Below are 13,714 nucleotides of genomic sequence, written 5' to 3'. Positions count from 1 at the left end.
AGAGGATTAACGATGTACTCTCCCGCAATCGATCTCGACGCCATCACCGCCATCGACGTGCACACCCACGTCGAAGCGGACGGTGCGCACCACTGCTCGCTCGACCAGGAACTGCTCGACGCCTCGGCCAAGTACTTCAAGCCCGGGGTCAACCGCACGCCCACCGTCGACGACCTCGCCGAGTACTACCGCGAGCGCAACATGGCCGCCGTGGTGTTCACCGTCGACGCGCGCACCGCACTCGGCGGGCACCCGCCGGTCTCCAGTGAGGAGATCGCGGCGAAGGCCGCCGAGCACCCCGACGTCCTGATCCCCTTCGGATCCGTGGACCCGCACGACGTCGGCACTGCCGTCGCCCGGATCACGACCCTGGCGAGGGACTACGGCGTTCGGGGCATGAAGTTCCACCCCAGCCTGCAGGGATTTCTGCCCAACGACCCGATCTACTACCCGATCTACGAGGCGTGCGCCGAGCACGGGCTCGTGACGCTCTTCCACACCGGGCAGACCGGGATCGGTGCCGGTCTGCCAGGTGGCCGCGGCATCAAACTGCGGTACTCGGACCCGATGCTGCTCGACGACGTCGCAGCCGACTTCCCGACGCTGACGATGATCCTCGCCCACCCCTCGGTCCCGTGGGTCGACTCCTCGATCTCCATGGCCACCCACAAGGCGAACGTGTACGTCGACCTGTCGGGTTGGTCGCCGAAGTACTTCCCGCCGCAGCTCGTTCGCAACATCAACTCGCTGCTCAAGCACAAGGCGCTCTTCGGATCCGACTATCCGGTGCTGACGCCGGATCGGTGGATGGCCGACTTCGCGGAACTGGGCATCAAGGACGACGTCATGCCCCTGGTGATGAGGGAGAACGCTATCCGGGTGCTCGGACTCGACCGACCCACGGGGCGGTGATGCAGCGGTGAGGACGAGTGCCGAGGCCGAATGGCTCCTCGACGACGAGCACCGGGACCTCCGGGAGATGGCCGCCGAGATAGCGAATCGTCAGGTGGCGCCGCACGCCGCCGCGGTAGACGAGTCGGGAGAGTTCCCGGAGCGGTCACTGGCGGCGGTGACCGCGAGCGGGTTGCACGCGATCGGCATCCCCGAGGCGTACGGCGGGCAGGGCGGAGACCACCTCGCCTCCGCGATCGTCGCCGAGGAGATCGCCCGCGCGTGCGCAACTACGCAGCAGGTCGCCGGCGGCAACGAACTCTTCGCCATCCCGCTCCTGCTCGCGGGCTCGGAGGAACTCAAGGCCCGGTACCTGCCGAGGATCGCGTCCGGCGAGCATCTCGGGGCCTTCGCGCTGAGCGAGCCCGAGGCCGGCAGCGACATCGCGAGCATCAAGGTCCGGGCCAGGCAGACGGACGGCGGCTGGCTGCTGAAGGGCACGAAGCGGTGGATCACCAACGCGGGCCGTGCCGACGTCTACGTCGTGTTCGCCTCGACCGACCCGGCCGCCGGCGCCAAGGGGATCTCTGCGTTCGTCGTGGAGGCCGCGGACGAGGGGATCGTGTTCGGGGCGCCGGAGCGGAAGATGGGCCTGAAGGGATCTCCGACCCGGGAGGTCACGTTCGAGGACGTGTTCGTTCCCGGCGACCGCATGGTCGGTGAGCCCGGCCGTGGCATGCGCATCGCCCTCGGGACGCTGGACCGGACCCGGACGGCCGTGGCGGCGCAGGCAGTCGGTATCGCACAGGGCGCCCTGGACGCCGCGGTGTCCTACGCGGCCGAACGTGAGCAGTTCGGTTCCCCGATCTCCGAGTTCCAGGGCATCCAGTTCATGGCGGCCGACATGGAGACGAAGGTCCGGGCGTCGCGGCTGCTCACGTGGGCTGCCGCGATCGCCTGCGATCGTGGACACCGGGAGATCGGGTCGGCGGGCGCGATGGCCAAGTGCTTCGCCTCCGACACCGCCATGGCGGTGACCACCGACGCTGTTCAAATCCTCGGTGGCGCAGGGTATGTCAAGGACTTTCCGGTGGAGCGAATGATGCGCGACGCGAAGATCACCCAGATCTACGAGGGAACCAATCAGATCCAGCGGATCGTCATCGCCCGCCACCTCTTCCACGGACGAGCTCGATAGCACACAGAATGGAGCAACCAATGTCAGGTACGGCGCAGCACGCACCATCGGCCGTCGCCAAGGCGGCCGTCGCCTTCTCGGTCGCGGCCTTCACACTCACCGCCTGTGGCGGCGCGAACGCATCCGAGCCCGAGTCGATCTCACTGTCCGCGCCCGCGGGACCGGCCGGGACGACCTTCTGGGACGTCGGGGAGCAGCCGCCCGCCGACGCGAAGCCGGGCGATGTTCACTCGGTCCAGCCCCGGTCCGACGCTCCGGAGGGAAGTCAGGGCTGGAACATCGTCTACGTCTCCGAAATCCAGCCCGGAGTCCGGAAGTACGTATCCGGGGAGATCTACGTTCCGCTGTCCAAGGGCGACGGTCCCCGCGACATGGTGCTGTGGAACCACGAGACCACCGGGCTGGCCGACAACTGTGCCCCGTCCAGACGGAGCTTGGGGGAGGGGGATCAGTCCCGCGTTCCGGCGATCGGCGAACTTCTCGACCAGGGATATGTGGTCGCCATGAGTGACTATCCGGGACAAGCCCTTCCGGGGCCGTCCTACTACATGGCCGGTGAGGTCAACGCCCGGGCTTCTCTCGACGTCCTGCGCGCTGTGCACAACCTCCCCGAGATCGACGCCTCGAACCGGTTCGTCGAATACGGCTGGTCGCAGGGCGGACAGACGACGATGCACGTCGAATCGATCCTGGATTCGTACGCCCCCGAATTCGACGGTGTGGGAGCTGGATTGATCGCGCCGGCGGTCCGCATCCGTGAACTGACCCTCAACTCGATGCAGAGTCCGGAGTTGGCGGGCTACGTCATTTCCACCCTGCCGGGCATCAAGGCGGCCTACCCGGATCTGCGTTACGGCGACTTCCTCACGGCCCCGGCGATGGAGCAGCTTCCGGTGCTCAGCGACGGCTGCTTCGACATCTGGAGCAGCGCTGCATCTTTGCGTGACGCGTACCAGCCGGGCGCGATGTCGCCGGACGGTAGTTGGTGGAAGGCCTTCACCGCCGTCGACGACTTCCGGCCCGCAGGGTCCATGCCGTTCGTCATCTATCAGGGATCGGACGACACGACCACCCCCGTTGCACTGACGTCACGCGAGCAGGAGGGACTGTGCCGCACCGGAACCGAGTCCGACTACCGCGAGTTCCCCGGGCTCGACCACGAGTCCGTCGTTCCCGAGGCGGCGAAGCAGTTCCCCGCATGGGCTGCAGACCGGTTCGCCGGGAAGGCCGCACCGAGCAACTGCCCGCAGCCGTGATCGCCGGTCCCGGACCCGGTTGCTGACGCCCGGTCCGCCCCGTGCCTCTCGGGGGCGGGTCGGACCGGGCTATCCGCGCAGTTCGTTCGGCAGCTCTGCCGGATCGACCAGGACGAACTGGTTGCTCGACCCGCGCACCTTCTCCGACATCGAGATGTTCTTGCGCAGCAGATTCCACTCCACATCGTCGATGCGGGCGGTGGCCTGCGTGAGCACCTTGCTGTCGCGGGTGCCCCAGGCGATCGGCATGAAACTCACCATCTGCCACGTGTCGCCGTTGCCCCGCGAGCTGCGGTCGCCCAGCACCGACACCGACGGGATCTTCTTGCCCACGGTCCAGCCCCGGCCGGGCAGGGCGCGGACGGTGCGGGTCGCGAGCGCGTAGTGCGGTTCGGTGGCGTCGGGCTTGGCGATGTCGAGTAACGAGAGCAGCGTGTACCCGCGGGGGTGGATCTCCGACACCACGGCCGGCACCAGGTTGCCCTTGGCGTACAGCTCGTCGATGCTGCCGACCTTGCGCGGCGTCCACACCACCATCCACAGCGACGTCACCGCGCACACCGCGAGGACGGCGCCGAGGATGTACGACCACGGCTGGCCCAGGACGAACAGTCCGGCGGCGCCGGCGCCGAGGGCGACCGCCATCACCGCGGCCGACCACTGCAGCCGCCGGAGATCTGCGAGGGTCTCGTTGACGGACTTGGCGTGAAGCTTGTCGACGGGGAACTCGAAGCGTCGCACGGGGGTGAAGTCCTATCCGATGGTCGGGCCGAGTAGGTCGTCGGCGTCCGTGATGCGGTACGCGTAGCCCTGTTCGGCGAGGAAGCGTTGGCGGTGGGCGGCGTACTCGGCGTCGAGCGTGTCCCGAGCGACCACCGAGTAGAAGTGTGCCTGACCGCCGTCGTGCTTCGGCCGCAGGAGTCGGCCCAGCCGCTGCGCCTCCTCCTGCCGGGAGCCGAACGTGCCCGACACCTGCACCGCCACCGACGCCTCCGGCAGGTCGATGGAGAAGTTCGCGACCTTGCTGACCACGAGGGTCTGGATCTCGCCGGCACGGAACTTGTCGAAGAGGAGCTCGCGTTCCTTGTTTCGCGTGGAACCCTGGATGACCGGGGCGTCGAGTTCCTCGCCCAGCTCCTCGAGCTGGTCCAGGTAGGCGCCGATCACCAGGGTCGGCGCACCGGGGTGCCGGTCCAGGATCGACTTCACGACGGCGTGCTTGGTCCGGGCCGTCGAGCACAGCTTGTAGCGCTCCTCCGGCTCGGCCGTCGCGTACGCCATGCGTTCGGCGTCGGTGAGCGTGACCCGCACCTCGATGCAGTCGGCGGGCGCGATCCACCCCTGCGCCTCGATGTCCTTCCACGGCGCGTCGTACCGCTTGGGGCCGATGAGGGAGAACACGTCGCCCTCGCGGCCGTCCTCGCGGACCAGCGTCGCGGTGAGGCCGAGGCGTCGACGCGACTGTAGGTCGGCGGTCATCCGGAACACCGGGGCGGGCAGCAGGTGCACCTCGTCGTAGATCACCAGGCCCCAGTCGCGGGAGTCGAACAGCTCGAGGTGCTTGTACTCGCCCTTCGACTTGCGGGTGATCACCTGGTAGGTCGCGATGGTGACCGGGCGGATCTCCTTCTTCTCGCCCGAGTACTCGCCGATCTCCTCCTCGGTGAGCGACGTGCGCGCGATCAGCTCGCGCTTCCACTGCCGGCCCGCGACGGTGTTGGTGACCAGGATCAGCGTCGTCGCCTTGGCCTTGGCCATCGCCGCCGCGCCCACCATGGTCTTGCCGGCGCCGCAGGGGAGCACGACGACGCCGGAGCCGCCGGCCCAGAACGAGTCGGCCGCCATCTCCTGGTAGTCGCGCAGGTGCCAGTGCCCCTCCTCGAACGCGAGGTCGATGGGGTGGGCCTCGCCGTCGACGTACCCGGCGAGGTCCTCGGCGGGCCAGCCGATCTTGAGCAGCATCTGCTTGAGGTGCCCGCGCTCGCTGGGATGCACGATCACGGTGTCGTCGTCGACCATGGCGCCGAGCATCGGGGCGATCTTCTTGTGCCGCATCACCTCGGTGAGCACCGCCCGGTCCAGGCTGATCAGCGTCAGCCCGTGCACGGGACTCTTCACCAGTTGCAGGCGGCCGTACCGGGCCATGGTGTCGACGATGTCGACCAGCAGCGGCTGCGGCACCGCGAAGCGGGAGTAGCTGACGAGGGCGTCCACCACCTGCTCGGCGTCGTGCCCGGCGGCGCGGGCATTCCACAGCGCGAGCGGAGTGATCCGGTAGGTGTGGACGTGCTCGGGGGCGCGCTCGAGTTCGGCAAACGGGGCGATCGCCTGCCGGGCGTCGTTCGCGCGCTCGTGATCGACCTCGAGCAGCAGTGTCTTGTCGGACTGGACGATCAGCGGGCCGTCGGTCACGTGCGCCTCCTAGCAACGGTAACCAGACCATTGTCCAGACGGCGGCGCTGTCCCGCCATACGGCGGTGCCTCGGCGGCCGCGGATCGTGAAGGATTTCCGTCGGCGGCCGCCGGAAATCCTTCACGATCGGATCAGCGTCCGGCGGTGAGGGATTTCTTGGTCTCCATCACCTGGACGAGTGCCTCGGAAATTCCGGCGCGATATCCGACGTCCCGTTCGCTGTGCACGGCGGTGGTGTCGAGCTCGTTTTCCAGTCGCGCCTGAATTTTGTCCAGGGCGAGCAGGGTCCGCTTCACGATAAGGGGTCCTTCACTTTTTTTCGTGCGTCGGCGGGAAAGGAAATCCGGAATGCTGGGCGCGCTCGTCGAGAACGAAGAGTTTCGCCGACGCGATACCGGACCGGAAGCCATCGGCGCGGGGTTGCGGCAGGGTGCTGTCGCCGAGCAGATGGTCCAGTTTCCGGTGCAGGTGGTCCAGCACACCCGGTGCGTCACGCGCCGGTGCCTCGCGGGTCATGGGCGAGGTCCGTCAGTGGCGCTTACGCTTTTTGATCAACTCACCGGCATCAACAGCGCGCTCGCGCTTTTCCGCCCGCTTTTCCTTGATCGACTGACTGGGTTTCTTCAGATTTTTGCCAGGTTTCTTGTCGGCCATTGTCGCTCCTAATTCGAAGTGGCAATCACTCGATCGAGACCATACGTCATTTCCAGGAAAATGCCAGTCGTGCAGTTCGGGGCGTTTTCCGGGGCGGGAGAAAGTCAGTCGACGAGCGCGACGGAGGTGATGCGGTGCAGTGTGAAGCGACGCATCTCACCGGTCGCCGGGTCGAGGGCGTCGAGCTGACCGCCGCCGACGCTGACCGGTGCCACGATGCGCTGCGACGCGATGCCCTGCGCGTCGACGTAACCGATCGACACGCTGCGCCGGACCTGCGCGGCGGTCTGCAGCAGCGTCATCGTCGCCGCGCTGGACGCGCGCGTGCCGTCGCTGCGCAGTCCGGCACCGGTGGACGCGGCGGCGCGGTCACCGGCGCGGAGCGAGCGGACCAGCGTCGCGAGCTGCTCGTCGGTGGGGACGGCCGGGGTGCGCAGCCGCGGCACCCGGGCCGCCGGCACGCGGGCCCCGCGCGGGCGCAGGTCGACGATCGCGCCGGACGAGTCCTCGCCGGCCGGGGCGAACCCGACCGCACGCAGCTCGGTGAGGACCTCCTTGAGCGGGGCCTGCGAGATGACGACGGTGGGAGCCAGGGCCCGCAGCGCCAGCTGCTCGGCCACGGGGGAGGCCAGGACCTCCGCGAGCAGCGCCGGGTCCTCGCAGCGGATGAACGACGACGCGACCCCGGCCCGCAGCCGGCCGTGGCGGCGGGCGACGTCGTCGATGAGGTAGCTCAGCGACTGCGGCACCGGCGTCTTGGAGCGGGTCGAGAACAGCGTCTGCAGCTCGGACGCTGAGAGCCCGGCGTCGAGCGCGCGCCGGATGCTGTTCTCGCTGACCCGGTACATCGACGCCGCGCCCGCGGACTCGATGTCGGCGACGAGCGTGATCTGATCGAGYAGCTCCGGGATGAGCGGCCCGGGCGCGACGACGGTGAGGTCGGCCTGCACCAGGACGTAGTCGATGGGCGCGGGCAGCGCGGAGTCCATCTCGGACTCGGGGTCGCCGCCGTGCAGCAGCGCCTTGCCCGGCGAACTGAGGACGCCGTGCGCCACCAGCCCGAGCGTGCGCGCCTCCCCGAGGGTCCGCTCCACGACGTGCGGCCCCAGCCGACCCGCCCAGCGCGGACGACGCCACGCGAGCAGCCGGCTGGCCTCGGACGCGGACACCGACTTCCCGCCGCCCGCCTCGGCGAGCAGTTCCAGCAGCAGCCGGCGTTCCAGGGCGGCGCCCGGCGCGCGCACCTCCTCGGACAGCGCCGAGATGGGCTTGTCGGTGGCGTCGCGGCTACCGATGATCCACGGGCGGCGCGGCAGCGTCAGCCATGCCCCGGCGAGGGTGGCCCAGCGCCGGGCGGTGCCCGAGTTGAGCCAGCCGTCCACGGCGACGGTGGGGGCCCAGTAGTCGTCGATGTCGGTGAGCGGTGCGGGGTCGGGGCTGCCGCTCGCGATCAGTCCGGCACCGGCCAGCAGTTCGAGCAGCAGGCCGATGCGGGCCTCGTCGATGCCGGTCGACTTGGACAGCCGCCGCACCTCCCGCACACCCAGGCCGCCGGCCTTGAGCGCGGGCGCCGGCCCGTCACCGAGCGCGGCCACCAGGTCCTCACAGTGCCGCACCAGTTCGAGGGCCTCGCCCGCCGCGGCCGCGTTGACGTCGGAGAGCTTCTGCTTGCGTCCGGTGAGCGGGGGCGGGGTGGGTGACGCGGGATCGAAGACGGCCTCGCCGCGCAGCACCTGACCCACCTGGACGGGCAGCTCCACCGTCTCGGCGTCGATCCAGTGCAGCAGCCCGCGGGCGAGCAGACGTTGGACGGGGCGGTCCGGGGAGGTGCCGGGCGCGGCGTCGCGGGTGCGGCCGATGGGCGACGACCGGGCCAGCGTGGTCAGCAKGTCGCGCTCGCCCGGTTCGATCCCGTCGAGCGCGGCCCGGATCTCCTCCTCGGTCATCGCCTCGGACTCGGCGGTGATACGGCCGATGCGCCACGGGATGGCGTCGGCCGCGGCGCGGACGATCCGCAGCCGGTCGTCGTCGCCCCACGCCAGCGCCAGGGCGCGCAGCCGGTCCAGCGCCTTGCCGACGGTCTTGGCCGGCACCCGGCCGCCGAGGGCGTCGTCGACGTGGCGGCGCGCGACCGGCATCTGATCGGCCTGTTCCAGTGCCAGGACCTCGAGGACGGTGAATTCGAGGGATCCCAGGGTGTCGGCGGCCCGCATCACCGACGCACGCTGCTCGGCGCGCCCGGCCAGCACCGCGGCCGTGGCGGGTGGAGGCACGGCGAGATCCGGGCGCAGCCGCAACAGGTCGGTCAGTTCGGCGTCCTTGCGGGCGCTCAACCAGCCGGTCAGTGTGGGTGCTGCCACGGGGTTTGCGGTTTCCGGGGCGCCCTCGGTGCCATGCGTGGAGGTCATCGACTATGAGATTAGTGACCTGGGCTGTACGGCGGCGAACGCTCCTGTCAAAATGGGCGCGTGGCTAACAATTCGAAGAAGCGCTATGTCGATCCAGGGTGGCCGGAAACTGCGGATGGAGATCACGCGGTGACCGAGTTGTCTTCCAGCCGTGCAGGCAATCTCTCGCCGTTCGGCGAGGACACGGAGTTCCCGCTTCCGGTGGACTCGCTGCCCTACGTGCACCCGCACACCGTGATCAACCGCTGACGCGCAAACACAGAAAAGTGGGCCCCTCGCCATCGGCGAGGGGCCCACTTCGTGTTTCGGGGGGGAGCGGCTCAGCTCTGCGAGAGGTTCGCCACGCCGGCGACGTCCTGCAGGTTCAGCTTGCTGAGGTCGATCGTCTTCGCGACGTCGTAGGCGTCGAGGATCGGCTGGCCGATGACGATGCCCTGATCGGCGGCGGCGTCGATGAGCGAGTCGATCTGGTCGAAGACGCCCTGCGCGGGGTGCACCGGTGCCTGGGCGACCGGGGCGGGAGTGACGACCCGCGGGGCCTCGGTGGCTGGGGCGCTGCGCTGCGACGGCGCGCTGCTCAGGCCGAGCTTGGACGAGCAGGACGGCCAGGCGCCCCAACCCTGGTTGGCGAGCACGCGCTCAGCGACGACGATCTGCTGCTCACGGGTGGCCTGGTTCGCGGTGGCAGCGAACTGTCCGCCACCATGGCTGGTCCAGGTGCTCGGCGAGAACTGCAGGCCACCGTGGTAGCCGTTGCCGGTGTTGATGCCCCAGTTGCCGCCGGCCTCGCACTGCGCGAGCTTGTCCCAGTCGGAGTCGGGGGCCGCGCTGGCCGTGCCGGCGAAGGCGACACCGCCCACGCCCATGATGGCGCCGGTGACGGCGACCTTGGCTACGGTGCGGCCGGTGGTAGACGGCTTGCGATGGCGTCCGCTCATGTCGGTTGGTTCCTCTCCGCACGCGCCTGCGAGGTCAGCTGTCGGGTTCGGACTGAGAGGTCGCCCGGCCTCGCCGCTCATGGATGGAGCGGGTCTGGCTTCACCCCCAGGGAGATTGCTCTCCCGATGCCCTGCGGGGTTGTCCCTTTCGGGACCTTCTACCCCGGAGGACCTTTGGGTCCCCCGTCCCCGTCCATGGATGGTTCGTGGGTGTTCCGGACCCACTGGACGGGGTTTGGCGCGGCGGGCCCGGATGTGGCCGAAGTTCCGGCCGGACACGACGGTACGACGATCGAGCGCCAAACGTCACCGGTTGATAACGCGGCGCGTCTTGTGTTGCTCGACTGCGGGATTCGACTGAGACGGCTTAGCCCCAGCTAGTCGCGTTGGGGCAGGGTTGATCACGGTTCGACACCGCTCCGTTATCGGGGCGTAATGTGAGTGAGATCACACTCTGAACGGGCGGTCTGTCCCACTTTTCGGAACGTTCAGGCCGTCGACCACTGGGCCTGATCGCGGCGGTCGACGTCCACGATCTCCTTACCGAGCGGCATCAGACAGACAGGGATCATCTTGAGATTGGCGATCGCGAGCGGGATACCGATGATCGTGATCGCCATGGCGACGGCGGTGACGATGTGGCCGATCGCGATCCAGACGCCCGCGAGGATGAGCCAGATGACATTGCCGATGAGCGACCCGACGCCTGCGGTGGGTTTGTCGACCACCGTCTTGCCGAACGGCCACAGCGCGTACACCCCGATCCGGAAGGACGCGATGCCGAACGGGATCGTGATGATGAGGATGCACATGATCACGCCGGCCAGGAAGTAGCCGAGCGCCAGCCACAGGCCACCGAAGATCAGCCAGATGATGTTCAGCAGGATCCTCATGGTGATTCCTTCCAATGGTTGGGGAGCCTCCGGCTCAGCGACTCCGGCGTCCGGAGCGGAGGGCGTAGGCGATCGCGAGCACGAAGCCGAGCGGGCACGCGAGCGTGAGGAAGTACAGAACCAGGCCGGGGTCGCCCTCGGAGAGTGAATGGACGAAGAAGATGGCGACGATCGCCGCGATCCCGATCAGGAAGCTGGCGACTGCTGCGTAGAACAGTCCTTTGCCGGCCCGGCCGGGGGTGTCGGTGTCGCTGCGGTTCGAATCGTTCGTCACAACACAACGGTAGGCCACCCGCGGGCGTGAGGTGCACGCGCTTCCCGAAGTGGCGGCCGGAGAAACATCTCCGAATTGGACGTTTGATTACATTCGCTGCCCTAGGCTCCGCGCCATGACTGCTTCCACTCGTGTGCCCGGATCGCTGGCGTGGCAGGGCAAGATTCTGGGTGGGGTGCTGCTCGCGCTCTTCCTCGCGGCCGTCGCCGTGATCGCGGTGCCGTCGCTGGCTCGCGCCGACGAGCCGGCCCCCACCGTCGAGTACTCGTCCGACAACGGTGTCACCTGGGGCGGCATCGGGGAGATCGACTGGAATCTCGGTGAGCTGGTCCCCGGGCGGGAGCTCGCGACCACCTTCCAGGTCCGCAACATCGCCGGCGTGGAGGGCTTCGTCGGCTTCTCGGTGGGCCCGTACACCCTGTCCCAGGGCATGACCGCGACCGCGCGTGTCGACATCGACGGCAAGGCCGGCGACGCAGTGACACTGACCGAGCCCCGCGTGGTGGCTCCCGGAACGCAGATCGGCTCGGTCCACCTCGGTCCGAACGAGACCGCCGCGATCTCTCTGGTCGTCGGAATGCCCTCCAACGTAGGTAACCAGGCGCAGAACGGCCACGTGAAGCCGATGTGGGCGGTCGGCTTCGTGCCCGGGCCCGGCCCCGCCTCCACCGGTCCCCTCGGCTCCCTCGGCAGCGGCAGCTTCGCTTCCTGACCGGGTGCCGGTAGCCCCGACGAACGAACGGGCGGTTGTCTGACTCGGCTCTCGGCCGATGGTCGGACAACCGCCCGTTCGTGTTCCGATGCGAGTTGCCGGCACCGCTGACCGAGAAGCGCCGGCTGTTCTCCGTCTGCGGGAGAACAGCCGGCGCTGTGCGGCGTGCGTCGATCCGGAACGCACGTGCCCGTTTCCCCGCGCACGTCGTCCACCCGACCTCCGGTGCAGGATCGGGGAGTTGCGGGAAGTGGGGGATCAGGGCCGCCCGATGGGAGGGGGGACCGACGGTGGCCCTGAGATTGTGGGGGTTAGGAGAGGACCTGCTCGAGACGAATCCTGAAGTCGCCGAAGGTTGCCGAATCCGACTGCTCGACAATGCCCGACGTCTGTGGGTCGAAGGTGAACTTGGCTGCCACGTCGACAACCGCGTTGTTCTGTGAGGTGTCGACCACGATGCCGGCAGGGCCGGACGGGACCACGGTACCCCCGATGGTCGCGGTGACCTGAGGCTGGAGCTTGCCCTTGAGCTGGCCGCCGCCGGTGAAGGTGATGTCGTCGGCCGTCAGCCGCGCCTGCAGGCCGGTGCCGTTGACGGTGAGCCGGTAGCTGCCTCGGTACGTCAGAACGTCGCCRGGTACCACCCGGAACGTCGCGATGTTGATGGGACCGTTCCGGTCGCTCCAGCCCGGCGTCGTCACCTGGGTGAGAGCGAGGGAGCCCGAACCGTTGCCCCCACCACCGATCGTGGTGGGGGGTGCGGTGGTGGTGGGCGCCGACGGCGTCGTGGTCGTTGCGCCACCGGCGCTACCGCTGCCGAGGCTGCCGAAGTCGCACGCGGACAGCATCAGTGTGGAGCCGAGTGTGGCGGCCGCGACGGCGACCCTGAAGCCCTTGGTCTGTGTCTTCATCGGACTACTTTCATTCCCCTCGTGCAAGATTCGCCGGCCCCGACCCGATTGGACTTCCCGGCGGTGAGGCCGGGCAGCAGGAGCGTCATTCGATCAGGGCCGCGATGTCGGCCGGCACGTCGGTGGACGACGGGTCGACGGCGGTCTTGTTCCATGTGGAACCCGTTGCCTTGTAGAGCTTCCCGTTATCCACAATCCACAGGGCGTCTGTGGATGAATCCCACTCGTAGTGGGCCGATGCCGACGCTGGAATCCGCTCCAGTTCTTCACCGTTCGCGTCCTCGATCACGATCGCGGTCTCCGAGGTTTCGGCCGAGTTCACCAACAGCGCCGAGTAGTCGCGGGACTGCGACTTCTCCGACGTGCCCAGGGGGGTGTCGGCGGCAGTGGTCGTCGTAGCCGGAGGCGTGGTTGTAGTGGTAGTGGTTGTCGTGGTTTCCGATGTCTCCGACGCCGTTGTCGGAGGCGTGGTTGTCGTGGTGGTGGTGCTTGCCGTCGTGTCGGACGTCGTCGGAGCGGTCGTTGTGGTGCTAGTGGTGGTCTGAGGCGACGTCGTGCTCGACGGTGCGGCGGTTGTCGAGGACGGCGTCGTGGTGGTCTCGACGGGTCCCGCCATCCGGTCGTTCAGCGCTTCGGTGCCGGCGGTTAGTCCCTGCACCTGGTTGCCGTCGGAGGTAGCGCCGTCGCACTTGATGTTCCAGAGGGTGAACGCCCACATGTTCTCGCCTACCCAGCCGGAGCCAATCTGCCCGTCTCGCTTCGCGCGCACCTCGATTCGGGAGGACGAGGCCGTCTCGTAGACGTTGTCGTATGCGCTCACGCTGATGGAGACTACGTCTCCCTTGTTCTGCGGGATCGTGGGATTCCAGGATCCGCCCCATCCGCTCACCAGCTTGACATCATAGGTGTACCCGGGTCCGAGATGCGCCCACTTCATCGTGACGGAGCCACCGCTACCGCTGCACCCCAACCACTTCGGTGCCGCCAACATATCGGCGGGCGTCGAGAACGACGCTGCCGCCGTGGCATTGTCGGTGAGCGCCGCAGCGGTCATCGTGGCCTGGGTGATGCCGAGGACAGACAGGGCGGCGGCGCTGATCGCAAGTATCGATCGAGCGGAGGGGACCGAGAATCGCTTTGTGGGAGACATGGGTTCGACCTTCGAC

General features: G+C 68.4%; 16 protein-coding genes and 1 riboswitch. Of the genes, 5 read left to right on the top strand and 11 right to left on the bottom strand.

All coding sequences use genetic code 11. From position 1 onward, the window contains the following. Positions 1 to 27 precede the first annotated feature (27 nt). Genes AB4Z09_RS13225 through AB4Z09_RS13215 form a run of 3 tightly spaced genes read left to right on the top strand, consistent with a single transcriptional unit; the run spans position 28 to position 3,345 of the window. Positions 28 to 912: an amidohydrolase family protein gene (locus tag AB4Z09_RS13225; RefSeq protein WP_442239937.1), complete on the top strand. Its 885-nt coding sequence runs from the start codon at positions 28 to 30 to the stop codon at positions 910 to 912. Positions 913 to 919: 7 nt separating this feature from the next. Then, positions 920 to 2,089, top strand: a complete 1,170-nt coding sequence (locus AB4Z09_RS13220; RefSeq protein WP_217487188.1) for an acyl-CoA dehydrogenase family protein — start codon at positions 920 to 922, stop codon at positions 2,087 to 2,089. A gap of 20 nt (positions 2,090 to 2,109) precedes the next feature. Then, positions 2,110 to 3,345 (top strand): lipase family protein, encoded by a 1,236-nt coding sequence (locus AB4Z09_RS13215; protein ID WP_174908453.1) that lies wholly within the window; start codon positions 2,110 to 2,112, stop codon positions 3,343 to 3,345. Positions 3,346 to 3,414: 69 nt separating this feature from the next. Here the strand turns inward: AB4Z09_RS13215 and AB4Z09_RS13210 are convergent, their stop codons facing one another. The 6 genes from AB4Z09_RS13210 to AB4Z09_RS13185 all read right to left on the bottom strand — a co-directional run bounded on the left by AB4Z09_RS13210 (position 3,415) and on the right by AB4Z09_RS13185 (position 8,820). Next, a complete protein-coding gene (locus AB4Z09_RS13210) occupies positions 3,415 to 4,086 on the bottom strand; it encodes a DUF3239 domain-containing protein (protein WP_114722901.1) in 672 nt (223 codons plus the stop codon). Between the two features lie 12 nt (positions 4,087 to 4,098). After that, positions 4,099 to 5,757, bottom strand: coding sequence for a DNA repair helicase XPB (locus AB4Z09_RS13205; RefSeq protein ID WP_114722902.1), 1,659 nt, complete (start codon positions 5,755 to 5,757; stop codon positions 4,099 to 4,101). 132 nt (positions 5,758 to 5,889) lie between these two features. After that, a complete protein-coding gene (locus tag AB4Z09_RS13200) occupies positions 5,890 to 6,054 on the bottom strand; it encodes a hypothetical protein (RefSeq protein WP_174908455.1) in 165 nt (54 codons plus the stop codon). Positions 6,055 to 6,067: 13 nt separating this feature from the next. Next, positions 6,068 to 6,274, bottom strand: coding sequence for a hypothetical protein (locus tag AB4Z09_RS13195; RefSeq protein ID WP_114722903.1), 207 nt, complete (start codon positions 6,272 to 6,274; stop codon positions 6,068 to 6,070). Between the two features lie 12 nt (positions 6,275 to 6,286). After that, complete coding sequence (locus tag AB4Z09_RS13190; protein WP_258557998.1) at positions 6,287 to 6,412, bottom strand: hypothetical protein; 126 nt, start codon at positions 6,410 to 6,412, stop codon at positions 6,287 to 6,289. 104 nt (positions 6,413 to 6,516) lie between these two features. Further along, positions 6,517 to 8,820, bottom strand: a complete 2,304-nt coding sequence (locus tag AB4Z09_RS13185; RefSeq protein WP_442239910.1) for a helicase-associated domain-containing protein — start codon at positions 8,818 to 8,820, stop codon at positions 6,517 to 6,519. 60 nt (positions 8,821 to 8,880) lie between these two features. Here AB4Z09_RS13185 and AB4Z09_RS13180 point away from each other — a divergent pair, with 60 nt between their 5' ends. Then, positions 8,881 to 9,069 (top strand): hypothetical protein, encoded by a 189-nt coding sequence (locus AB4Z09_RS13180; RefSeq protein WP_114722905.1) that lies wholly within the window; start codon positions 8,881 to 8,883, stop codon positions 9,067 to 9,069. Positions 9,070 to 9,140: 71 nt separating this feature from the next. On the opposite strand, the gene AB4Z09_RS13175 is transcribed toward AB4Z09_RS13180, so the two are convergent. The 3 genes from AB4Z09_RS13175 to AB4Z09_RS13165 all read right to left on the bottom strand — a co-directional run bounded on the left by AB4Z09_RS13175 (position 9,141) and on the right by AB4Z09_RS13165 (position 10,925). Next, positions 9,141 to 9,758, bottom strand: coding sequence for a resuscitation-promoting factor Rpf1 domain-containing protein (locus AB4Z09_RS13175; protein ID WP_114722906.1), 618 nt, complete (start codon positions 9,756 to 9,758; stop codon positions 9,141 to 9,143). 7 nt (positions 9,759 to 9,765) lie between these two features. Continuing rightward, positions 9,766 to 9,922: riboswitch (cyclic di-AMP (ydaO/yuaA leader) on the bottom strand. Positions 9,923 to 10,246: 324 nt separating this feature from the next. Next, entirely contained in the window at positions 10,247 to 10,651 is a 405-nt protein-coding gene (locus AB4Z09_RS13170) for a YccF domain-containing protein (protein WP_114722907.1), read from the bottom strand. A gap of 34 nt (positions 10,652 to 10,685) precedes the next feature. Then, positions 10,686 to 10,925, bottom strand: coding sequence for a hypothetical protein (locus AB4Z09_RS13165; protein WP_174908459.1), 240 nt, complete (start codon positions 10,923 to 10,925; stop codon positions 10,686 to 10,688). A gap of 115 nt (positions 10,926 to 11,040) precedes the next feature. Between AB4Z09_RS13165 and AB4Z09_RS13160 the strand changes: the two genes are divergently transcribed. After that, positions 11,041 to 11,637: a hypothetical protein gene (locus tag AB4Z09_RS13160; protein ID WP_442239909.1), complete on the top strand. Its 597-nt coding sequence runs from the start codon at positions 11,041 to 11,043 to the stop codon at positions 11,635 to 11,637. Positions 11,638 to 11,948: 311 nt separating this feature from the next. On the opposite strand, the gene AB4Z09_RS13155 is transcribed toward AB4Z09_RS13160, so the two are convergent. Next, complete coding sequence (locus tag AB4Z09_RS13155; RefSeq protein ID WP_442239908.1) at positions 11,949 to 12,548, bottom strand: alternate-type signal peptide domain-containing protein; 600 nt, start codon at positions 12,546 to 12,548, stop codon at positions 11,949 to 11,951. Between the two features lie 85 nt (positions 12,549 to 12,633). Next, positions 12,634 to 13,698 (bottom strand): hypothetical protein, encoded by a 1,065-nt coding sequence (locus tag AB4Z09_RS13150; protein WP_442239907.1) that lies wholly within the window; start codon positions 13,696 to 13,698, stop codon positions 12,634 to 12,636. Between the last annotated feature and the right edge of the window lie 16 nt (positions 13,699 to 13,714).

The organism is Rhodococcus sp. TAF43, from assembly GCF_052113525.1.
In the GTDB taxonomy this organism is placed as follows: Bacteria; Actinomycetota; Actinomycetes; order Mycobacteriales; family Mycobacteriaceae; genus Prescottella.
The sequence above is the reverse complement of the archived record's forward strand: the minus strand, read 5'-3'. Positions and strand labels throughout refer to the sequence as shown.